The following is a 20,745-nucleotide window of genomic DNA, read 5'->3' as shown; positions in this document are numbered from 1 at the left end:
CAAGGGTCGTGAGCCAGTGGACCTCGGTGCCCCGCACGGCATCCGCTTCCGCTTCGAAGCGGGGCTGCTGCGTGCCGTCCTGCTCGACGCGCACCGCAAACCGCCCGTCGACGTCGGTGAGGAGCTGACCGCCGAGGCGGGCGCGCGCGACCTGCTGGTCGAACAGACCCGGGACGGGCACGTGGGCGCGGTGCTGCGGCAGCGGTTCGACCTGCCCGCGCCCGCGCGGTGGCGGCTCGCGGTGGACGCGCCCGCCACCGAGACCGCCGACGGGGTGTCGTTCGCCCTGCCGGACTCCGTGACGCTGCTGGTGTCCGGCTCGCAGCCGTGCGAGGTCGTCGACGGCGGCGTGTGCGTGCGGCTGCCCGCCGGCGAGTCCGACCTGGACGTCACGGTGATCAGCGAGCCGGTGTTCGAGGTCGGTGACACGGTCGTGGTGTGCCGCCCGGACCAGCTGCGCGAGGCCGCGGTCGTGGTGTCGTGCCTGCCCGCGGACCGCGTCACGCCCGTCGTCGCGCTGAGACCCGGGGACCCCTCGTCGCACCGGCACGACCGGCTGGTGGCCCACCTGCTCGACGCCACGGGCGTGCGCCGCGCGGTGTTCCTCGCCGAACCGGACGAGGAGCTGTTCGGCGAGCTGCCCGAACGCCTGCACCTGCCGTGCGAGGACCCCGTCGGGCTGACCGCCAAGGCCTGGGAGCTGCTGCGCGGCGGCGAGCCCGAACGCACGCTCGACGTGGCCCCGGACGCCGATTTCGTCGCCGCCCTGTTCACCGCCCTGCGCACGGGCTCGGCGCTGCGCGTGGACGAGGACGCGCCGCCCGTGCCGTTCGCCGAGCACAACCCGGACGACGCCGAGGAGGCCGTGCTGGTCGACCGCGCCGGCGAGGCCGACGTCCTGATGGCCGCCGTCTACGCGCACCACCGCAGCGCCCGGCTGGTGATCGCCCCCGAGCCGGACCTCGCCGTGGTGGGCGCGGTGGTGGCGGAAGAGCAGGAGCGGGTCACCGCGGCGGCGGGCGCGATCGGCGACGCGGTCAAGGGCATCGGGTTCGTCGAGGCGCTGTGGCGCTACCTGTCCAGCGGCGGGCACGACCCGTACGCGGCGGTCGAGGCCGCGGTCACCGCGCAGGTGCCCGCCGAGGCGGTCGCGGAGGTGGGCGACCGGGCGCTGACCGCGTTCACCGCCGGGCTGCCCTACTCGTTCGTGCACACCGAGGACGTGAACTGGGCGCGCAAGCCGATCGGGCACGTGGTGGCCGACCCGGCGCTGGTCGTGCTCACCGAGCTGCACCGCGCGGGCGTGGCGCGCGAGCCCGGCGCGTTCAGCGTGGTGGTCGACTCCGGGGCGTTTCGGGAACAGCCGGGCACGACCGCGCCGTCGGGCCACCACACGCACCCGATCGTGCTGTCCGAGCAGGACGCCTCGCCGGACGTGCTGCGGGACCTGGTCGTGGACCTGCCGGTCGAGCTGGTGTTCTTCAACTGCCACGACGCCGACGACGCGATCGCGCTGGGCGGGCACGTCCTGCCGGACGACGACATCCCCGTGACGCTGCGGCACCGGCCGATCGTGTTCAACAACTCGTGCCGGTCGTGGACGCGGCTGGGCCGGGAGTTCGTCCGCGCCGGCGCCCGCGGCTACATCGGGACCCTGTGGACCATCCCGCCGAACCTCGCCGCCGGGTTCGCCCGCACCGTCGTGCGGCGGCTCACCGCCGAGGAGACGCCCGCCGCGCGGGCCATCGTCAACACCGGCACGCCGGGCGGCATCGAGCGGTCCTACCTGTACGTCGGCACGGTCAACGGCCGGCTGGACGAGTGGCGCGACCGGTCCACCACCGACACCGAGGCCGCGGTGACGGGGTGCGAGCTGCTGGCCGCCGCCGCGCGCGACCGCGTGGGCCCGCTGTCACCCGTGCTGCGCCGGGAGCTCTCGGCGCTGCGCGAGATCGCCGACGCGGGCGACGCGACCGACACCCCGGCCTACGCCGACGTGCTGCTGGCCGAGCTGGGGCTGGAGGACGACGACGAGCGTGCCGCCGTCCTCGTCGACCGGGTCGACGCGCTGCTGACCGGGCTCGACCTGCCCGAGGACGAGCTCGAAGCCCTCTGGGCGACCAGGTTCGAGCTCACCGGCGCCCGGTTCGAGCGGCGCGGGGAATACGGGGCCGCGCTCGCGGACTTCGAACGGTGTGTGGGCTTGGGCGACGCGTGCCGCGACCGAGCGGACGTCCTGCTGCGAATGGCGAGGCTGCTGATGCGCGAAGGCAGAACCGACGAGGCCGGACAGGCGGCGCGGCTGGCGTACGAGGAGCACCGCGCGCGGGAGGACAGACCCGGCCAGCTGGAGTCGATCACCGTGCTCGACGGCCTCGGCGACGCCGATCCCGAGACGGCACTGCGGTACGCCGTGGAGGGCCACGACCTGGCCGTGGAGCTGGGCGACCGGGTCCGGCAGGCCGAGTTCACGCTCGCCGAGTGCGACCGCCGCCGTGACCGGGGCGACCTCGCCGAGGCGATCGAGGCCGGGTCGCGCGCCGTGGAGCTGTTCCGGGACCTCGGTGACGACCGGCAGGAGCTGGCCGCGTTGCGCCGGCTCGGCGCGTGCCACCGCGACCGGGGCGACCTGGAGACCGCGCAGCACTACGCCGCCGTCGGCCTGGCCCGGGCCGAGCAGGTGGGCGCGGCGGCCGAGGTCGCGTCGTTCCACGACGACCTGGGCGGCGTGCTGAGCGCGCGCGGCGAGCACGCCAAGGCGTTGGAGCACTACCGGCACGCGGTGGAGAAGCTCGTCGCGACCGGCGCGTGGGAGCGCGGCGCGGAACTGCTGCCGCACCTGGCCGTCGGCGCGGTCCGGGCGGGCGACCCGGAGGCGCTGTGGACCGCGGCCCTGAGCGGCGGCCTGATCTGCGAGGTCGCGCCGCGCGAGGTGTGGGCGTCGGTCGTGCCGCTGGTGGTCGACTCGATGAAGCGGGCGATCGAGACCGGTCCGCTGGAGCTGACCGAACGCGGCATGACCGACTTCGCCAGCGCGGTGACCGCGGGCCGGCGGGAGGACATGCCGTTCCAGGTCGGTCTGCTCGCGGACGTCGTGGTCGTGCTGCTGGCGTGGCTGATGGACCGCGCCGACCCCGACATCCTCGCCTTCGCCCGCGAGCTGGACCGCACCAGCGGCGGTGTGCTCGACCTCGTCGGCTACGTGGCCGTGCCCTACGGCGACCGCGCCCGCGACCCGGGTGCCGGCCGGTCGCGGCCTACCAGTGGCGGCCCGCGCTGAGGTCGTCCAGCTCGGGCCGCGACAGGTGCAGCACCCGGAAGCGCACCTCGCCGTCGGTCTCGGGGGCCGCGCGCCAGAGGCTGAAGTGCACCAGCTCCCAGTTCCGGGTGTCGATCGCCAACGCGGTGCTGTGCAGGTCGGGGTGGTCCTTGAGCTCGTCGAGCCGGGCGAGCGCCCGGTCGACGGCCTCGGCCGCGTCGGCGTCGGCGGGCAGCCGCCACGTGCGCTTGGTGGCCGCTGCCGGGGTCTCGGCGGCGCCGCGTTCGAAGGCGAGGCCCGCCCAGTGCTGCACGACCGGGCGGCCGAAGTCGGCGCTCAGGCCCCCGAAACCCGGTCCCCACAGGAAGCTGTTCATGCCCTCGGCGGTGCGCCACAGGTAGAACGGCGCGTACTGGTTGACCGGCGAGCCGTCGACCCCGCGTTCCCTCACGCAGTAGGCCTTGAGCCCCAGGCCGGGGAAGGCGTCCAGCGCCGAGCCCTTGGTGGCGACGCGGGTGCGGATGACGTCCATGTCGTAGTCGGCGGGCAGGGTGATCTCGTAGTGCATCGCGTGCATGGTCAGTTCCCCCGGTAGGCGGCTGCGGTGCGCGGGTACAGCTCGCGGTAGGCCGCGAGGTGGCCCCAGGACGTGGTGGCGGACTCGGCTCGGAGCAGGCCGTGGACCAGCGCGCGGGCGAACACCCGCCGTGCGGCGGCGAGCACCTCGTCGGGGTCGGCCGCGTCGTGGGTCCCGGTCGTGGCGGCGAAGACCGTGTCGCCGTCGGTGAGGCCGTGCGCCGGGCGGACGGCGGTGGCGAGCCCGTCCTGCGCGGCGTTCGCCAGGGCGAACAGCCGCGGCAGGCGGGCGTTCGTGGCGATCACGCCGATGACGGTGTTGAACGGCTGGGCGTGCCCGGTGATCCGGGCCGCGTCGAGGTCGTCGCCCTGGTAGGCGGGGAACTCGCCGGGCAGGCCGAGGTGCGCGGCGAACGGCAGGCCGGTGTCGGGGTCGACCGACGGGCCGACCGCGTTGAGGACGGCTACCGCGCCCACCACCACGCCGCCGGGCAGCGCGGCGCTCGCCGTGCCGAGGCCGCCTCTCATCGTGGCGTTGAGCGCGCCCGTGCCCGCGCCGACGTTGCCCTGGGCGAACTCCACGCCCGCGGCGCGCACGGCCTCCGCGCCGTCCTCCGGCCCCGGACGGGCGTGGAAGTCGCCGCCGCGGCCCAGGTCGAACAGCGCGGCGGCGGGCACGAACGACCCCAGCTCGCGCGCCGCGCCGTCGGCCGCCGCGAGCCCGTACGCGCTCCCGCCGGTCAACACGACGCCAGGCACCTCCCGGCCGCCGTGACGGGGGTCGAGCGCGGCGGTGTCCCGGGTCGCCGGCGCTCCCCCTCGGACGTCCGCAGTGGACAGCGTGCCGGGTGGGAACAGCACGGCCGTGGCGCCGGTCAACGCGCCGTCACCGATCCGCGTGGCGTGCCCGACCAGCACGCCGGCCACCTCGGTGATCGAGTTCCGCACGCCCCGGATGGTACGGCGCGGCTCGGCGTCGAGGCATCGGCGGTGACGTGGGGGCTCGCCTCGGACGTGCCTGCCGGCGGGACGCGTGAGGACCGGTAGCGAGCCCGATGCGCTGCCGCGCGCGTTCTCCGCAGGCAGGAGCCGCACGATCCGATGAGGGGAAGGGGTTCTCCAGGAGTCCGATCTGCGCCGGCGCCGGCGGATCGTGGTGGCGTTCGAGCCGACGGCCAGAGCTTGGCGTTCGGACGGCAGCGAGATCTACATCGGTCCCGAGTCGGGCCGGACTCGCGTCGGTCCGCGTGGCGCGGCCGGTGGACTGCGGCTTCAGCTCGCCCGGTGCAGGCGGGCGCCGATCTCGCGGACCACGGAGGCCAGCAGGTCGACGTCCTCGTCGGTGGTGCGCCAGTTCACGATCGCCGGCCGCAGCGCGACCCTGCCCCGGTACACGGTGGTGCCCGCGTACACCCGGCCGTCCTCGAGCAGTTCCTCGCCCAGCCTGCGGTTGAGGGCGTCGAGGTCCTCTTCGGCCACACCCGGCGGGCGGTAGCGGAAGCAGACGACGAACACGGTGATCGGGGCCAGCAGCTCGAGGTCCGGGGCTTCCTCGATGCGGCGGCCGAGGCGCAGCGCCAGGTCCTGGTGCCGTTCGACCATCGCCCGGTGGCCGTCGCGGCCGTAGGCGCGCAGGGTCGCCCAGATCGGGAACGCGCGGGCGCGGCGGGAGGATTCCGGGCCCAGGTTGTTGTAGTTGACGAACTCGTCGTCCGGCTCCGGCAGGTACGGCGCGTTCCAGCCGCCGAACGCGCGCCCCAACAACGACCGGTCCCGCACGAACGCGACACCGCTCTCGTACGGCACGTTGAGCCACTTGTGGCCGTCCGCCGCCACCGAGTCGGCCCGCTCCACGCCGCGCACCAGCCCCGCCGTGCGCGGCGACACGGCGGCGAACAGCCCGAACGCCCCGTCCACGTGCAGCCACGCCCCGTGCCGCTCGGCCAGGTCGGCCATCTCGTCCAACGGGTCGAAGTCGCCGCCGTTGACCTCGCCCGCGTTGCCGATCAGCACCGCCGGTGGTGACGACGCCAGCTCGCGGTCCAGCGCCGCCACGTCGAGCCGGCCCGCGTCGTCACGGGTCAGCTGCCGCACCACGTCCCGGCCCAACCCCAGCAGCTGCAGCGCCTTCCGGCTGCTCGGGTGCACGTACCCGCTGGAGAACACCGGCATCCGCGGCAGCCCGACCAGTCCGTCCGCGGCGACGTCCACCCCGTGCCGCCGCGCCCACCAGTGCCGCGCGCACGCCAACCCGGTCAGGTTCGCGAACGTCGCGCTGGGCGTGAGCACGCCGCCGTGCGACGGGGGCAGCCCGAACAGCTCCTTCAACCACCGCAGCACCACCGTCTCGGCGTGCGCGGCCAGCGGCGAGGCCACCCACAGCCCGCCGGCCTGGTCCAGCAGCGACGTCACCCAGTCCGCCGCCTGCGCCGCGGGCGTCGCGCCACCGACCACGAGGTGGAAGAACCGGGGCCCGGACGAGTGCGTGGCGGCCCGCGTGCCGATCCGCAGCAGGTCCGCGATCGCGGCGATGGTGCCGTCACCGGCTTCCGGCAACGGCCCGTCGAGGTCCTTGATCAGGTGGGCGTGCGTGGCGTCGCGCACCGGCAGGTGCGGCAGCGCGTCGAGGTAGGTCCCGGCGGCCCGCGCCACCATCCCCAACGCCTCGGCGGCGTCCTCTCGAGCGTTCAGCGGATCACCCATCCGTGAACGGTAGTGGAAAGGCAGCGCAGGGACCACAGACGTGATCCGGGTGCGGTTGCGGGCGACGCCGGCCCGGTCGCCGGGGTGGCCGAGGGCGCCGCTCTCGGTGCCGGGCCGGTGGCGTGGCAGGCCCTCGGATTGATCTACGGGAGCCGTCGGGGCAAGGTTTGCGCCGATGACACGACGTGGGCGGTTTCAAGGGCGGGCGGTCGACGCCGGAGTGGACGCGTTCCTCGGCATCCGGTACGCCGAGCCGCCGTTCGGGGCACGTCGGTTCGCCGCGCCCGTGCCCGCCGACTTCGCGGGCGACTGCCTGGAGTTCGGGCCGATCGCGCCGCAGTCCGCGCGGTTGCCCGGCGCGCCGGTGTGGCGGCCGGGTGACGAGGACGTGTTGACCCTGAACGTCTGGGCGCCGTCCACACCGGACGGGCCGTGGCCGGTGCTGTTCTACGTGCACGGCGGGGCCTACACGTTCGGCTCGTCGGCCCAGCCCGACTACGACGGCGCCGCGCTGGCCCGCGCCGGGCTGGTCGTGGTGACGTGCAACTACCGGCTCGGGTTCGAGGGGTTCGGGCACGTGGCCGGGCAGCCGGACAACCGGGGGCTGCTCGACCAGCGGGCCGCGTTGCGGTGGGTGCGCGACCACATCGCGGTGTTCGGCGGCGACCCGGGCGACATCACCGTCGGCGGGCAGTCCGCGGGCGCCGGGTCGGCGTTGTTCCTGGCGGCGTGGGAGCCGGTGCGGCGGGTCATCGCGCACAGCGTGCCGAACCGGGTCTACACACCGGGGTTCGCGCGACGGGTCGCGCAGTGGATCGACACCGGCACTCCGGAGTCGACGGTCGCGTCGGCCGACGCCCTGGCCGCCGCGCAGCGCACCGGGCCGTTGAGCTACGACCCGGTCCTGTTCGGACCCGTCGCCGACGCGCTGCCCGCGCTGCCCGAGGCGACCGACGCCCTGCTGTGCCACACGGACGTCGAGTACGCGCTGTTCGACGCGGTGGGCACGTTCCGGCCGCCGGCGGACCTGCGGGCGTTCGGCCGCGCCTGGGGCATCCCCGACCACGTGGTGGCCGCGTACGAGCACTACGAGGACGCGCACGTGCGGCTCGCCGGCGATTTCGTGTTCGCCGAACCCACCACCAGGCTGGCCGAGGCGCACAGCCGGGCGTTCCTCGCGCGGTTGACCCGGCCACCCGCCTGGCACACCGCGGACGTGCCGTTCTCGTTCGGCAACCTCGGCGGGGCCGATTTCCTCATCGGTGGCCGCGCGGGTGACGACGAGCGCGCGCTGTCCCGGCGGATGCTCCGGGCGTGGGTCGACTTCTGCACCACCGGCGACCCCGGCTGGACCGGCGTGCGGCACTGGGGCGACGACGTCGAGGCCCGGCGCGAACCGTGGCGGGGCGTGGACCTCGGCGCGCCCGTCGACCACCCGGTGCAGCCGGTCACCTGACGGCCTCGCGCACGGCGGGCGCGATCTCGTTGGCCCACGCCCCGAGCGCCACGTCGGTCAGCGGTTCGCGGACCGGGAAGTACACGAACCCGGCCGCGTCGTGCTCCACCACCGCGCCGGTCAGCTCCTCGACCCACTGCCCGACCGAGCCGCCGACCCACCGGCCGTCCGCGTCACGGGTCGTGGCGAGCGGCGTCGACGTGATCGCGCCCGGCAGGTTGTAGACCGTGGCGACGTCGCGCGGATCCCGGCCCGCGGCCCTCGCCGCCTCGTCGATCACCGGCCGGGACGTCCGGTACCGCTCGCTGAGCCAGTCCGCCGCGTGCCCCGGGAGCCAACCGTCGGCGAGCTTGCCGGTGACCGCCAACGACTTCGGCCCGACCGAGCCCGTCCACACCGGCGCGGCGGGCGCCGGCGCCGGTCGCAGCGCGGTGACCTGGTAGAACTCGCCGTCGAACGTCACCGGCTCGCCACCGCCGGACAACGCCCGGACCAGCGTGATCGCCTCCTCGAAGGCGCGGATGGCCGCGCCGGGCGTCAGCCGCCCGACACCCATCCTGGCGATGTCGTCCCACAGCCCTCCCGCGCCCATGCCGAGCACGATGCGGCCACCCGACAACGCGGACAGCGACGTCACCGCGCGGGCGAGCATCGGCGCCGGTCGGGTCGGCAGGTTGGTCACGCTCACCAACCCGGTGATGCCCGCGGTCCGGCCGAGCACCACGCCCATGAGGGCGTAGGCGTCCAGCCGGTCGCCGAAGTACGGGTGGTCGGACGCGGTGACCAGGTCCAGGCCCGCGCGGTCGGCCTCGACCGCGTGCCGGAGGCTCTCCGCGGCCCGGTCGACGGCGGTGCTGATCCCGAGTCCGAACAACGGCTCGCGTGTCGGCATCGAGGTGATGTCCTTCCCGGTAGTTGGTTCGCGGTACGAACGAGTATCGTGGCCCCATGGCCAAGGCCGATGGTGAGCAGATGGGCATCGTCACCGCGCTGGTGCGCGCCACCTTCCTGGTGGACGCGGTGTACGCCGACTCGGCCCGGGAGTACGGCCTGACCCAGCAGCAGGGGCAGCTGCTCTGCGTGCTGATGCCCCGGTCCTACGGCATGGGCGAGCTGGGCGAGGTGCTGGGCCTCGCGAAGTCGAGCCTGAGCGGTCTGGTCGACCGGACCGCGCGGCGCGGCCTGGTCCGCCGCGAGACCGACGCGCGGGACAACCGCGCGGTCCGGGTCGAGCTGACGCCCGAGGGCAGCCGGCTCGCCGACGAGTTCTACGCCGAGACGTGCCGCCGGATCGAGCGGCTGCCCTCGGGCCTGGCCGACGCCGAGCGCGAGACCCTCGCGGACCTGCTCTCCCACCTGGTGCGGGACAACGAGGTGCCGCCGGTGTTCATGGTGTTGAACGAGGATCAGGGCTGACGGTCCACACCGAACAGCTCCACGAACTTCCCGGTGAACAGGTCGGCCCCCTTGTACTGGGAGACCGCCTCCGGCGGCAGGAGCGTCGTGCCGTCCGGGGTCGGGAACTGGCCCACACCGCCCTCGGGGCCCAGCGGCAGCAGGATCGACGGCACGGGGGACGGGCGGTAGGTGGCCGCGGGCTGCTCGCCGCGCACCTGGGCGGCGATGTTCTTCGCCACCACCTCGGCGTGCTGCATCGCGTACCCGGCCATCTTCGCCTCGGCCAGGTCGGTGATGTCGCCCACCGCGTAGACCCGCTCGTGGCCCTCGACGTTCAGGCTCTCGGTCACCCTGACCCGGCCCTGCGGCGTGAGCGCGTCGTCCAGGAAACCGCCGTTGACCCGCACGCCGTGGCAGCGGAACCAGATGTCGGCGGTGATCTCGCCGTCGGTCGTGCCGACGGTGAACGTCCCGGCCCGCGCCGGTTCCGTCGGCGGCGCCGCGGTCAGCGCCGTGCCCAGTCGCAGCTCCACGCCGATCGCGTCGAGCTGCCGGTGCAGCTCCTCGCGCAGCTCGGGCTCGAACCCGGGCACCAGCCGCTCGGCCGGGTCGAGGACGGTCACCCGCTTGTCCGGCCACACCGCCTTGATCTCGCCGGACAGCTCCAGGCCGACCGGACCCGCGCCGACGATCAGCACGCGCGGCGCGTCGGCGAGCTCCTTGTGGGTGGCCCGCAGCCGGTCCAACGCCTCGGTGGACGAATCGGTGTCCGTCTTCGCCGGGTACGGGTAGCCGGAACCGGTGGCCAGCACGACGTAGTCGGCGGCGATCCGCTCGCCGGACGCCAACGTGACGCCGACCGGGTCGACCGACGCGGCCCGGTCGCGGACGACCCGGCCCCGCGCGAGCAGGCGGTCGTACGGGAAGAAGATGTTGTGCGCCCAGTCCGGCTCCACCAGCGCCCGCAGCGAACCGGCGGCGTGGACGAACGCGTCCTTCGGCTCCACCAGGACCACGTCGGCGTCCTCGTCCAACGCCTTGGCGACCGCGGCGCCCCCGTACCCGCCGCCGACGACCACGACGACACGACCCATCTCGGCACACTCCCCAGCGATCAGTAGTTCGTCCTACGAACCATACTAGTTCGTAGGACGAACTGACAAATCACTGCCGGATCGTCCTGGGCGGTGGGTCAGCGCGGGTCGTCGCGCTCCCGCCGCACGGTGACCTTGCGGCCCTTGATGGTCGCCCCCCGCAACGAGGCGATGACCTGCTGCGCGGCCGAGTCCGGCACCTCCACCAGCGAGAACCGGTCGGCGATCTCGATCGCGCCGATGTCGCGGCCGTTGAGGCGCGCCTCACCCGCGATCGCGCCCACCAGGTCCTGCGGCCGGATGCCCGAGCTGCGGCCCGCGCCGACGAACAGCCTGGTCATGCCCGCGGACGGGCGGCGTGGCCGGCGCGGCTCACGGCGTTCGCCACCGCCCTCGCGCCCCCGGCGGTCACCGGACGGCCCGGACCTCGGCACGTACTCCGGGATCTCCTCCTCGTCCGCCGCCGCGCCGGTGGCCTCGTGCGCGAGCTTGACCGCCGCCAGCGCCACCTCCATGACGTCGAACTGGTCGGTCAGCGTCTCCACCACGACCCGGAAGCTGTCCAGGTCGTCCTCCAGCAGGCTCTCGTGCAGCGCGGCGCGGGTCAGCTCCAGCCTGCGCGCCCGCAGGTCCGCGATCGTCGGGACCTTCTCCATGTGGATGCGCTGCTTGGTGACGCGCTCGATGGTCTTGAGCATGCCGTGCTCGCGCGGCTCGGCCAGGGTGATCGCCACGCCCTCGCGGCCGGCCCGGCCGATCCGGCCGATGCGGTGCACGTAGGACTCCGGCGCGGACGGCACGTTGTAGTTCACGACGTGCGTCAGCTGCTCGATGTCCAGCCCGCGCGCCGCCACGTCGGTGGCCACCAGCAGGTCGGCCGTGCCGTTGCGCAGCCGCGTCATCACGCGGTCGCGCTGCTCCTGGCTGATGCCGCCGTGCAACGACTCCGCCCGGTAGCCGCGCCCGTTGAGCGTCTCGGTGAGCTGGTCGACCTCGTCGCGCGTGCGGCAGAACACGATCGCCGCGGTCGGCGCCTCGACGTCCAGCACCCGACCCAGCGCGGCGGGCTTGTGCGCGCGCGGCACGACGTACGCGCTCTGGCGCACCTTCGGCGCCTCGCCGGGCTCCGCCTGCTCGCGGCCGATGGTGATGCGCACCGGGTCGGACAGGTGCGTGCGGGCCAGGCGGTCGATGCGGCCGGGCATGGTCGCGGAGAACAGCACGGTCTGCCGTTCCGACGGCGTCTCGGTCAGGATCGTGTCCAGGTCCTCGGCGAAGCCCATGTCGAGCATCTCGTCGGCCTCGTCGAGCACGACGACTTCCAGGTGCTCCAGCTTCAGCGTGCCCCGGTTGAGGTGGTCCACCGCGCGGCCCGGCGTGGCCACGACGACGTCGACGCCCTGCTCCAGCACCCGCAGCTGCCGCCCGATGGGCTGGCCGCCGTAGATGGGCAGCACCCGCGCGCCCAGCTCCCGGCCGTACCGGTGCACCGCTTCGGAGACCTGCACCGCCAGTTCCCGCGTCGGCACCAGCACGAGCGCGAACGGCGCCCGTCGGTCGCGCTCGCCGCCCGCCATGCGCTCCAGCACGGGCAACGCGAACGCGGCCGTCTTGCCGGTGCCGGTGGCGGCCTGTCCGAGCAGGTCGCGCCCGGCGGTCAACGGCGGGATGGCCTCACGTTGGATGGGGGTGGGCTCCTCGTAGCCGAGGCCGGACAGCGCCCGGAGCAGTTCGGGGCGCAACCCGAGGTCGGCGAAGCTGGTCCGGTCGTCGGGCTCGTCGTTCATGCCCTCAAGTCTCGCTGATCGCCCCTGAACCGCTCGGTGAGGGGGGTCGCGCGACGCGGTCGGTCCGGGATTCCGCAGTCACCGCGAATCGTGTCGCGCTCGTCCGGGTCGGTTCCCGGGCGCGTGCTCGGCACGTGGCCCGATGGTGGTGGAGTCGGCGCGGAAGTCGCGCCGTCAAGGGTCGAACGCACCACACGCCCGTATCGGCAGACGACTCCGAAGATTTCCCGCAATTGACGGTTGACGGCAGGTTGTCGAGCGCCGGCCGAAGGGGTGGGAATGCCGGAATCGCGTCGCGCGCGGACGTGAAAGGGTTTTCGGGAAGCGGGGTCGGATGACGTGCGGCCACCGCTCGGGGTAACGCCGGTGCGGCCGATCGTCGCGGTCGGAACCGGGGATTCACCCGGAGGCAACACTGAGGCCGTCCGCTATACCTCTCCTATACTCGACGATGGGCTTCCCCTTCATGGTCAACTCACCGGTAGCGTGCCGCGAGATCGATACCGAGCGTGAGTTCCGACCCATGGGAAGTGGTGCGCGTGGCGGTGGACGACTTGGACGGGCACACCGGGCACGACGTCCGGCCGGTCTCGTTCGGCCTCGACGGCGTGTGGTTCGAGATCCGCCTCGGCGCCGCGAACGCGGCCAGGCTGCGTGCCGTCCTCGACCGGTTCGTGCGTGCCGCGCGGCGGGTGCCCGGCGCCGCGCCGGCGCCGGTACGCAGCGTCGATGCCCACCTGGCGCAGGCCGTGCGGCAGTGGGCGCGCGAGCACGGCTACCGGATCTCCGACCGCGGCAGGCTCCCGGAGATCGTGCTGGAGGCCTACGAGCGGGCGCACGCCGGCCGACGGCACGCGGACGGGACGCGCCGAATCGCCGATCACCCGAAGCGGCTAGGCGGTCGTGACGCGCGGTGACCGTGACCGCCGTCGGGCCCAAGTTCGGCGGGCCCGGCGGCAGCAGCCGGAGTCCGGCGCTGGACCGATCGGCGGCATACCGCCACGGCACGGTCGGAGTGGTTCAAATGATATTTCCCCCATCGTGACGGGCTCGGCAACATGTCAAAAGCTTTAGTCGGCCGATTTTCGAGGTTGAGTGGCCGGCAACCGCGCGCTCTGCGCCGTCTAGAGACTGGGGGTCGTGACCATGCGGGTGCAGATTCTCGGTGCTGTCGCCCTCGCACGTGAGGATCGTCGGATGGGTGTGGCCGCTCGTCAGGTGCGCACCCTGCTCGCGTTGCTGGCGCTTTCACCGGGCGCCCCCGTTCCGTTCGACCAGCTGGTCGAGGAATTGTGGGCCGGTAAACAGATGGGAAACGCCCGCAACGCGCTCCAGGCGAATGTGGTGCGGCTGCGCAAACTGCTGGAGCAGTTCGCCGACGTGCCGGGCGACTGCCTGGTCCGCACGGTGAGCAGCGGCTACGTGCTCGACCTGCCGGGCGCGTCGGTCGACGCGCACCTGTTCCGCGACCTGGCCGACCGCGGTTCGGCCCTCGTGCCCGAACGGCCCGACGAGGCGATCGACCTGCTGGAACGCGCGCTGCGGCTGTGGCACGGACCGGCGCTGTTCGACGTGAGCGACGGCCTGCGGTTCCGCATCGAGGCCGCCCGGCTCGACGAGCGCAGGCTCAGCGCCCGCGAGGACCTCATCGCCGCCAAGCTCGCCAACGGCGAGGACCGCGGCGTCGTGTCCGAGCTCAAGCAGCTCGCCGCCGAGTACCCGGAGCGGGAGCGGTTCAGCGAGCAGCTGATGGTCGCGCTGTACCGCAACGGCAGGCAGACGGAGGCGCTGGACGTCTTCCACCACACGCGCAGGCGTCTGGCGAGCGAGCTCGGGTTGGAGCCCGGCCGCGCGATGCGACGGCTCTACCAGGCGATCCTCGTCCACGACCAGGTACTGCTGTAGGAGGCGAAGTGCTGGAGTTCCGGGTCTTGGGGCCGGTCGAGGTGCACCACGACGGGCAGGAGGTGCCGCTGGACGGTTCGAAACCGCGCACCGTCCTCACGGCGTTGCTGCTCGCCGACAACGGCGCTGTCTCCGACACCCAGATGAGCGATTTCCTGTGGGGCGACCACCCGCCCGCCACGTTCAACGCGCAGATCTACACCTACGTCTCGCGATTGCGCAAGACGCTGCGGCGGGAGGTCGGCATCACCCGCCGTTCCCGCGGCTACGAAGTGCGGCTCACCGAGTGCGCGTTCGACCTGAGGGACTTCGAGGAGCAGGCGGCGCGGGGCCAGTCCGCGCTCGCCGCGGGCCACTACGAGGAGGCGGCCCGGCTGCTGCGCGCCGCGCTGCGGCTGTGGCGCGGTCCCGCGTTGACAGGGGTGTCGGAGCACCTGGCGGACGCCGAGGCGCCGCGGCTGGAGGAGGCGCGGATCGCCGCGCTGGCGAGCCGCATCGAGGCCGACCTCGCGCTGGGCCGGCACGCCCAGCTGCTGCCCGAGCTGACCAGGCTCGTGCACCAGCACCCGTTGCAGGAGCGGTTCCGCGCCCAGCTCATGACCACGTTCTACCGCTGCGACCGGCAGGCCGACGCGCTCGTGCTGTACGAGGAGGGCCGCCGCATGCTCGCCGACGAGCTGGGCATCGACCCCGGCTCGCTGCTGCGCGAGGTGCACCTGGCGATCCTCACCGCGGACCCCGTGCTGGCGTCGCCGCGCCGGGTGGCGGTGTAGCGCGGGCGGGAGCCGTATAGCCCGCCGCATAGGTCGGATATAGCCCCGAAAACCATGGTGGGAACCGGTAGGCAGAAACCCGTGTTCCCGGAGGTGCCCAGTGACCAGTTCGGTGCGGATCGACGCGGACGGCAAGGCGAAGATCAAGGAGATCGTGTCGGAGATCCTCGAGATCGACGCCGAGGACATGACCGACACGAGCCTCTTCAAGGAAGACCACGACGCCGACTCGCTCGGCGCCATCGAGATCCTGTCCGCGTTGGAGCGCACGTTCGGCGTGGAGATCGACCAGGCCGAGCTGACCCGGATGGTCAACCTCGACGGGGTCATCGCGGTCGTCGCCGACGCGCGAGCCGCCAAGTAGCCACCTCACCCGTCGAGCGGTCCGGCACCGGACTTGGAGGGCACGATGCACGACGGAGGGCGGCAGCCGCGCCGGGTGGTGATCACGGGTCTCGGCGTGGTCACCAGCATCGGCATCGGCGTCACCGAGTTCCTGGCCGGCCTGCGCGAGGGTCGCAGCGGGATCACGCCCATCACCTCGTTCGACACCACCGGTTTCAGCCACGCCAACGGCGCCGAGGTCACCGACTTCGACCCGGCCGAGTGGCTGGAGCGGGTGGACCCCGACGAGCTCGGCCGGGCCGGGCAGTTCTCCGCCGCCGCGGCGCGGATGGCCGTCGGCGACGCGGGCCTCACGGTCGAGGAGCTGCGCGGCAAGCGGGCCCTGGTGTCCGTCGGCACGACCGACGCCGAGTCCCGCGACCTGGACAACCTCGTGGCGCAGCAGCTCGAGCACGGCCCCGAGTCCTGGAACCCGGTAGTCGCGCGCCGCTCCACGGCCGGTCGCCTGTCGTCCAGCATCGTGCGCGAGCTGGCGTTGACCGACGTGGAGGCGGTGACCATCCCGACCGCGTGCGCGGCGGGCAACTACGCCATCGGCAACGGCTTCGACGCCATCCGCGAGGGCGCGGTGGACGTCGCGCTGGTCGGCGGCGCGGACGCGGTGTGCCGCAAGACGTTCACCGGCTTCTACCGGCTCGGCACGATCGCGCCGGAGGTGTGCGCGCCGTTCGACAAGGACCGCAAGGGCATCCTCACCGGCGAGGGCGGCGGCATCCTCGTGCTGGAGTCGCTGGAGTCCGCGCTGGCCCGCGGCGCCCGGATCTACGCCGAGGTGCTCGGCTACGGCCTCAACTGCGACGCCAACCACCCCGTCGCGCCGGACCGGGACAGCCTGGCCCGGTGCATCGAGCTCGCGCACCGCAACGCGGGCGTCAAGCCGGAGGACGTCGACTTCATCTCCGCGCACGGCACCGGCACCAAAGCCAACGACGTCACCGAGTCCGGCGCGATCCGGCAGGTGTTCGACGAGCCGCCGCCCACCGTGTCGATCAAGTCGATGCTCGGCCACTCGATGGGCGCGGCGTCGGCGCTGGCGTCGGCGGCCTGCGCGCTGGCGATCACCGAGGGCTTCATCCCGCCCACCATCAACCACCGCGAGACCGACCCCGAGGTGGGGCTGGACTGCGTGCCGAACCAGGCGCGGCCGGCCGCGCTGGACGTGGTGCAGAACAACGCGCTGGCGTTCGCGGGCAACAACTCGGTGCTGATCCTGGGCCGGTACCGGGACGCGGTGTGATGGCGGAGGTCCTGTTCCTGCACGGTCTGGCGGGCAAGGCGGCGGTGTGGGACGCGCTCGACCTGCCGGTCACCGCCGTCAAGCCGGAACTGCCGTGGCACGGGATGGCCGACCCGGCGTGGAGCCACGAGCCCGACCCCGGCCGGATCGTGGTCGACGCGGTGTCGGCAACGCACGACGTCGTGGTGGCGCACTCGTTCGGCGCGAACCTGCTGCTGGAGTGCATCGCCGACGGCCGCGTGCCGCCGCGACCCGCGGTGCTGGTGTGCCCGTTCTACCGGCCCGACCCGGCCGACTTCGACTGGCCGACGATCTCCTACTACCTCAACGACTTCCACCGCACGTTCACCGAGGCGCTGCGCGTCGGCGAGACCGCCCGCTTCCCCGAGGCCAAGCGCGAGTGGCTGGCCAGGGCGTTGCGCGACCAGGTCGGCCCGTACGGGTGGACGCGGTGGTTCCAGACCTACCTGCGCACCCCGTTCCTGGACCTGTCCCGGGTCGGCGCGCCGGTGCTCGTGGTGAGCGGCGTGGACGACATCGCCGCGCGCCCCGACGACGGCCGCGCCCTGGCCAAGGCCCTGCCCCGCGGCCGGTTCGAGCTGCTGGACGGGTGCGGCCACTTCCCGATGATCGAACAGCCCGACCGCCTCGCGGCCCTGGTCCGCGACTTCGTCGACGAACACTGGAGCTGACGTGACCACCACGACCGTCTCGCTGCGGCCCCGCTACGAGGGCTCGAACATCTGCACCTGGATCGGGTTCAAGCACGTCAACTACATGGTCGAGGAAGCGGTGCTGGACCACCTGCGGCAGAGCGGGTTCCCGGCCGGCGCGCTGTACGAGCGGTTCGGGCTGTGCACGGACATCACCGACCTCGACACCAAGATCCTCACCGCGTTCCACATCGACGACCTCGCGCGGGCCGCGGTGAAGCGGGTCGACGGCGACGGGCCGTTGCGGCTGGTCGTGGAACTCACCGTGGAGCGGGACGGCAAGACCGTGAAGGCGGTCAAGTCGAAGGTGTCGGTGTCGTTCCGGCTCGACCCGCACGGCTTCGACGCCGAGCCGGTGCCCGAAGGGCTGCGGCCGCACGTGGTCGAGCGGATCGGCCCGCCCGGGGCCGCCGCGCTGGACAAGGTCGGCGCGGTGGAGCCGGTCGAGGTCGGGGACGCGGACCCGCTAGACCTGCTCACGGCGGGCCGGAACGCGTTCGCGTGGGCGTGGCGGGTCCCCTACTTCTACTGCCACTTCACCGAACGGGTGCAGATGTCGGGCTACCTCCGCCAGATGGAGGAGGTCCTGGACCTGTTCGTGGCGGACCGCGGCGCGTCGATCAAGACGCTGCTGGACGAGCAGAACTGGATCCCGGTCGTGCCGCACTCGCGGATCACGTTCCTCGGCGAGGCGAACATGGAGGAGACCCTGTACACGGTGTTCACCGTGGAGGAGGTCTTCAAGAAGTTCACCTTCACCGCCCGGATGGACTGCTACGTGCTGCGCGACGGCGTGCTGACGCCGACCGCGACCGGCCGCATCACGCACGGCTGGGCCGTGATCGAGAACCGCAAGGACTGGAGCCTGGTCGACTTCGACGACCGCCTCATCGGCGCCATCACCGGCAAGGCCGGCTCGCTCAGCGGGCGCGGTGTGTCGTGACGGCCTCCCTGGTGGACGGTCTGGTCATCTCGGCGTGGTCGGCCGTGTCGCCGTTCGGGATGGGCTCGGAGGCGTTCGCGGGCGGTGTGCGGGCGGGCGTCCCGGCGCTCGCCCCCGCGCCCGGCGGCCCGTTCGAGCGGGCGGCGCTGGTGCCGGACTTCAGCGCGGCGGGCGCGTTGGGCAAGAAGGGCACCCGCACCATGGACCGGGTCACCGCGCTGGCCGTCAGCACGGTCGGCCGGCTGCTGGAGGAGTGCGGCCCGGCGTTGCTGGAGCAGCCCGAACGCGTGGGTGTCGTGCTGGGGACCGGGTCCGGCAGCGTCCAGTCCATCATGGACTTCACGCGGGACGGCCTCACCGGCGACAAGCCCTACCACGTCGACCCGGCGTTGTTCCCCAACACGGTGATGAACCGCGCGGCCGGGCAGAGCGCCATCTGGCACAAGATCAAGGGACCCAACACGACCATCGCGGGCGGCGCGCTGACCGGGCTGCTGGCGTTGAGCTACGCGGCACGGCTGCTGCGCGGCGGGCACGCCGACCGGGTGCTGGTCGGCGCGGCCGAGGAGTACTCCGAGCAGCGGGCGTGGCTGGAGTGGCGCGGCAGCGAGGGCACGGCCGGTCCGCTCGGCGAGGGCGGCGCGGTGTTCCTGCTGGAACGCGAGTCGACCACGGCCGGACGGCCGGTGCTGGCCCGCGTCGTGACCACCCGGTTCCGGGGGTTCTTCGAGCCCGGCGGTGCGACGGAGGCGTTGCGCGAGTGCGTGCGCACGGCGTTGGCGGAGGCCGCGGTGGACCCGGCGGACGTGGTGTTCGTCTCCACCGACGGCGCCGAGGAGCCCGCCGTGGTGCAGGCGTTGGGCCGCACGCCCGAGTGGCTGCGGTGCGTGCCGCTGCTGGGCGACACGTCGGCGGCGGTGGCGAGCTTCCAGCTCGCGGCGGTGGTCGCGGCCGGCAGGTCGGGCGCCGCTCTGGTGACCGGCGTCGAACGGGACGGCACGGTCGGCTGCGTCGTGCTGGACCTGCCATGAGTTCCGTGCACGTGGACCCGGCGGACCCCGTGTTCGCCGGGCACTACCCGGGCTTCCCGATCATGCCGGGGCTGTTCGTGCTCGACCACGTGCGGGCCGCGCTGCCCGGCCACCGGGTGGTCGCGCTGGACCGGGCGAAGTTCGTGCGGCCGGTGTTCCCCGGCGACACGCTGACCGTCTCGACGGAGCTGACCGCGGAGGAGGACCACGTGCGGTGCGCGGCGAAGGTGTCCACCGGCGCGGGCACGGTGGCGGAGTTCACGTTGCGGCTGGTGACGTCGTGACGGGCCTGGCCGGCATCCGGCGGATCATCCCGCACCGGTTCCCCGTGCTGCTGGTGGACCGGGTGTCCGAAGTGGACCCCGGCCGCGGCATCGTGACGCTGAAGGCGGTCAGCGGGCGTGAGCCCTGTTATGCCGGCTCCGACGTCGAGGACGCGTACCCGTTGGGGCTGCTGTTGGAGTCCTGGGCCCAGTCGGCGGTGCTGCTGACCCGGTGGGACGACCCGAACCCGGACGTGCGGGCGGGCAAGGTCGAGCTGATCAGCGGCATCCGCGACGTCGTCGTGCACGGCGACGTCGCGCCCGGCGACGTGGTGGAGCACCACGTCCGGCTGGTCCGTGAGGTGGCCGACGCGGCGATCCTCGACGGCCACAGCCTCGTCGCCGGGCGCAAGGTGCTGGAGATCGGCTCGTTCACGATGGCACGGCGCAGGGCGGAGGAACTGGCATGAGGCGCGTGGCGCTGGTGACCGGCGGGTCGCGGGGCATCGGGCACCAGGTCGTGGCCCGGCTCGCGCGGGACGGGTTCGACGTGGCGTTCTGCTACCAGTCGAACCGCGACGCCGCCGAGGTGGTGGAGAAGGAGGCCGCCGCCGCGGGCGCGACCGTGTTCACCGCGCAGGTGGACGTGGCCGAGAAGCGCGAGGTGGACGGGTTCGTCAAGGACGCCGAGCGTGCGTTGGGGCCGTTGCACGCGGTGGTGTCGTGCGCGGGGATCGTGCGCGACAACCCGCTGGTGCTGCTGAAGGAGGACGACTGGCAGCGGGTGCTGCGGGTCAACCTCGACGGCACCTACCACCTGGCCAAGGCCGCGGTGTTCGCGATGATGAAGCGCAAGGCGGGCTCGGTGGTGACGCTGTCGTCGGTGGCCGGCGTGCACGGCAACGCGACGCAGACGAACTACTCGGCGTCCAAGGCCGGGATCATCGGGTTCAGCAAGGCGTTGGCCAAGGAGGTCGGCAGGTACGGCATCCGGGTCAACGCGGTGGCGCCGGGGTTCATCGAGACCGACATGGTGGCCGGCCTGGGCGCGGACTTCGCGGCGACGATGGCGGCGCGGATCCCGCTGGGGCGGTTCGGCCGGCCGGAGGAGGTGGCCGACCTGGTGTCGTTCCTGGTGTCGGACCAGGCGTCCTACGTCACGGGCCAGGTGTTCGGCGTCGACGGCGGGCTGGTGATCTGAC

20 protein-coding genes are annotated in these 20,745 nt (G+C 73.3%); 14 read left to right on the top strand and 6 right to left on the bottom strand.

The features are described 5' to 3' along the window. The first annotated feature begins 16 nt into the window (after positions 1-16). On the top strand, positions 17-3,280 hold the full coding sequence (locus tag AB0H12_RS25965; RefSeq protein WP_499626086.1) for a tetratricopeptide repeat protein: 3,264 nt from the start codon (positions 17-19) through the stop codon (positions 3,278-3,280). On the opposite strand, the gene AB0H12_RS25960 is transcribed toward AB0H12_RS25965, so the two are convergent. The 3 genes from AB0H12_RS25960 to AB0H12_RS25950 all read right to left on the bottom strand — a co-directional run bounded on the left by AB0H12_RS25960 (position 3,258) and on the right by AB0H12_RS25950 (position 6,538). Beyond that, positions 3,258-3,827: a DUF4865 family protein gene (locus tag AB0H12_RS25960; RefSeq protein ID WP_499626084.1), complete on the bottom strand. Its 570-nt coding sequence runs from the start codon at positions 3,825-3,827 to the stop codon at positions 3,258-3,260. The two genes, AB0H12_RS25965 and AB0H12_RS25960, sit on opposite strands and share 23 nt — an antisense overlap. An 11-nt stretch (positions 3,828-3,838) precedes the next feature. Beyond that, positions 3,839-4,783, bottom strand: a complete 945-nt coding sequence (locus AB0H12_RS25955; protein WP_499626082.1) for a P1 family peptidase — start codon at positions 4,781-4,783, stop codon at positions 3,839-3,841. Between the two features lie 324 nt (positions 4,784-5,107). After that, positions 5,108-6,538 (bottom strand): pyridoxal phosphate-dependent decarboxylase family protein, encoded by a 1,431-nt coding sequence (locus AB0H12_RS25950; protein WP_499626080.1) that lies wholly within the window; start codon positions 6,536-6,538, stop codon positions 5,108-5,110. 175 nt (positions 6,539-6,713) lie between these two features. Between AB0H12_RS25950 and AB0H12_RS25945 the strand changes: the two genes are divergently transcribed. Then, complete coding sequence (locus AB0H12_RS25945; RefSeq protein WP_499626078.1) at positions 6,714-7,994, top strand: carboxylesterase family protein; 1,281 nt, start codon at positions 6,714-6,716, stop codon at positions 7,992-7,994. Here the strand turns inward: AB0H12_RS25945 and AB0H12_RS25940 are convergent. Then, positions 7,987-8,886, bottom strand: coding sequence for an LLM class flavin-dependent oxidoreductase (locus AB0H12_RS25940; RefSeq protein ID WP_499626076.1), 900 nt, complete (start codon positions 8,884-8,886; stop codon positions 7,987-7,989). The genes AB0H12_RS25945 and AB0H12_RS25940 overlap by 8 nt on opposite strands. Before the next feature lie 56 nt (positions 8,887-8,942). Here AB0H12_RS25940 and AB0H12_RS25935 point away from each other — a divergent pair, with 56 nt between their 5' ends. Further along, positions 8,943-9,410, top strand: coding sequence for a MarR family winged helix-turn-helix transcriptional regulator (locus AB0H12_RS25935; RefSeq protein ID WP_499626075.1), 468 nt, complete (start codon positions 8,943-8,945; stop codon positions 9,408-9,410). On the opposite strand, the gene AB0H12_RS25930 is transcribed toward AB0H12_RS25935, so the two are convergent. Both AB0H12_RS25930 and AB0H12_RS25925 read right to left on the bottom strand, forming a co-directional pair. After that, positions 9,401-10,486 carry an NAD(P)/FAD-dependent oxidoreductase gene (locus AB0H12_RS25930; RefSeq protein WP_499626074.1) on the bottom strand — a complete coding sequence of 362 codons (1,086 nt, stop codon included), beginning with the start codon at positions 10,484-10,486 and terminating at the stop codon, positions 9,401-9,403. The two genes, AB0H12_RS25935 and AB0H12_RS25930, sit on opposite strands and share 10 nt — an antisense overlap. 98 nt (positions 10,487-10,584) lie before the next feature. Continuing rightward, a complete protein-coding gene (locus AB0H12_RS25925) occupies positions 10,585-12,273 on the bottom strand; it encodes a DEAD/DEAH box helicase (protein ID WP_499626072.1) in 1,689 nt (562 codons plus the stop codon). Positions 12,274-12,782: 509 nt separating this feature from the next. On the opposite strand from AB0H12_RS25925, the gene AB0H12_RS25920 reads away from it, so the two are divergent. The 11 genes from AB0H12_RS25920 to fabG all read left to right on the top strand — a co-directional run bounded on the left by AB0H12_RS25920 (position 12,783) and on the right by fabG (position 20,744). Further along, complete coding sequence (locus AB0H12_RS25920; protein WP_499626069.1) at positions 12,783-13,190, top strand: histone-like nucleoid-structuring protein Lsr2; 408 nt, start codon at positions 12,783-12,785, stop codon at positions 13,188-13,190. A gap of 280 nt (positions 13,191-13,470) precedes the next feature. After that, positions 13,471-14,178, top strand: coding sequence for an AfsR/SARP family transcriptional regulator (locus tag AB0H12_RS25915; RefSeq protein WP_499626068.1), 708 nt, complete (start codon positions 13,471-13,473; stop codon positions 14,176-14,178). Between the two features lie 8 nt (positions 14,179-14,186). Continuing rightward, positions 14,187-14,951 (top strand): AfsR/SARP family transcriptional regulator, encoded by a 765-nt coding sequence (locus AB0H12_RS25910; protein ID WP_499626066.1) that lies wholly within the window; start codon positions 14,187-14,189, stop codon positions 14,949-14,951. A gap of 100 nt (positions 14,952-15,051) precedes the next feature. Beyond that, the gene (locus AB0H12_RS25905) at positions 15,052-15,315 is read left to right on the top strand and encodes an acyl carrier protein (RefSeq protein ID WP_499626065.1); all 264 of its coding nucleotides are present in this window, start codon (positions 15,052-15,054) and stop codon (positions 15,313-15,315) included. A 45-nt stretch (positions 15,316-15,360) separates the two neighbouring features. Further along, on the top strand, positions 15,361-16,593 hold the full coding sequence (locus AB0H12_RS25900; protein WP_499626063.1) for a beta-ketoacyl-[acyl-carrier-protein] synthase family protein: 1,233 nt from the start codon (positions 15,361-15,363) through the stop codon (positions 16,591-16,593). Further along, positions 16,593-17,285 (top strand): alpha/beta fold hydrolase, encoded by a 693-nt coding sequence (locus AB0H12_RS25895; protein ID WP_499626061.1) that lies wholly within the window; start codon positions 16,593-16,595, stop codon positions 17,283-17,285. Before AB0H12_RS25900 ends, AB0H12_RS25895 begins: the two co-directional genes overlap by 1 nt. Position 17,286: 1 nt before the next feature. Further along, positions 17,287-18,249 (top strand): acyl-CoA thioesterase family protein, encoded by a 963-nt coding sequence (locus AB0H12_RS25890; protein ID WP_499626059.1) that lies wholly within the window; start codon positions 17,287-17,289, stop codon positions 18,247-18,249. Beyond that, a complete protein-coding gene (locus tag AB0H12_RS25885) occupies positions 18,246-19,280 on the top strand; it encodes a beta-ketoacyl synthase N-terminal-like domain-containing protein (protein WP_499626057.1) in 1,035 nt (344 codons plus the stop codon). Before AB0H12_RS25890 ends, AB0H12_RS25885 begins: the two co-directional genes overlap by 4 nt. Next, the gene (locus AB0H12_RS25880) at positions 19,277-19,564 is read left to right on the top strand and encodes a 3-hydroxyacyl-ACP dehydratase FabZ family protein (protein ID WP_499626055.1); all 288 of its coding nucleotides are present in this window, start codon (positions 19,277-19,279) and stop codon (positions 19,562-19,564) included. The genes AB0H12_RS25885 and AB0H12_RS25880 overlap by 4 nt, the downstream gene beginning before the upstream one ends. Next, complete coding sequence (locus AB0H12_RS25875) at positions 19,561-20,013, top strand: 3-hydroxyacyl-ACP dehydratase FabZ family protein (protein ID WP_499626053.1); 453 nt, start codon at positions 19,561-19,563, stop codon at positions 20,011-20,013. Before AB0H12_RS25880 ends, AB0H12_RS25875 begins: the two co-directional genes overlap by 4 nt. Then, the gene (fabG, locus tag AB0H12_RS25870) at positions 20,010-20,744 is read left to right on the top strand and encodes a 3-oxoacyl-ACP reductase FabG (protein WP_499626050.1); all 735 of its coding nucleotides are present in this window, start codon (positions 20,010-20,012) and stop codon (positions 20,742-20,744) included. Before AB0H12_RS25875 ends, fabG begins: the two co-directional genes overlap by 4 nt. The last annotated feature ends 1 nt before the right edge of the window (position 20,745 follow it).

Origin of the sequence: Actinosynnema sp. NPDC023794, assembly GCF_040639675.1 — a bacterium.
Taxonomy (GTDB): domain Bacteria; phylum Actinomycetota; class Actinomycetes; order Mycobacteriales; family Pseudonocardiaceae; genus Actinosynnema; species Actinosynnema luteola.
This window is presented reverse-complemented; position numbering and strand designations above follow the sequence as displayed.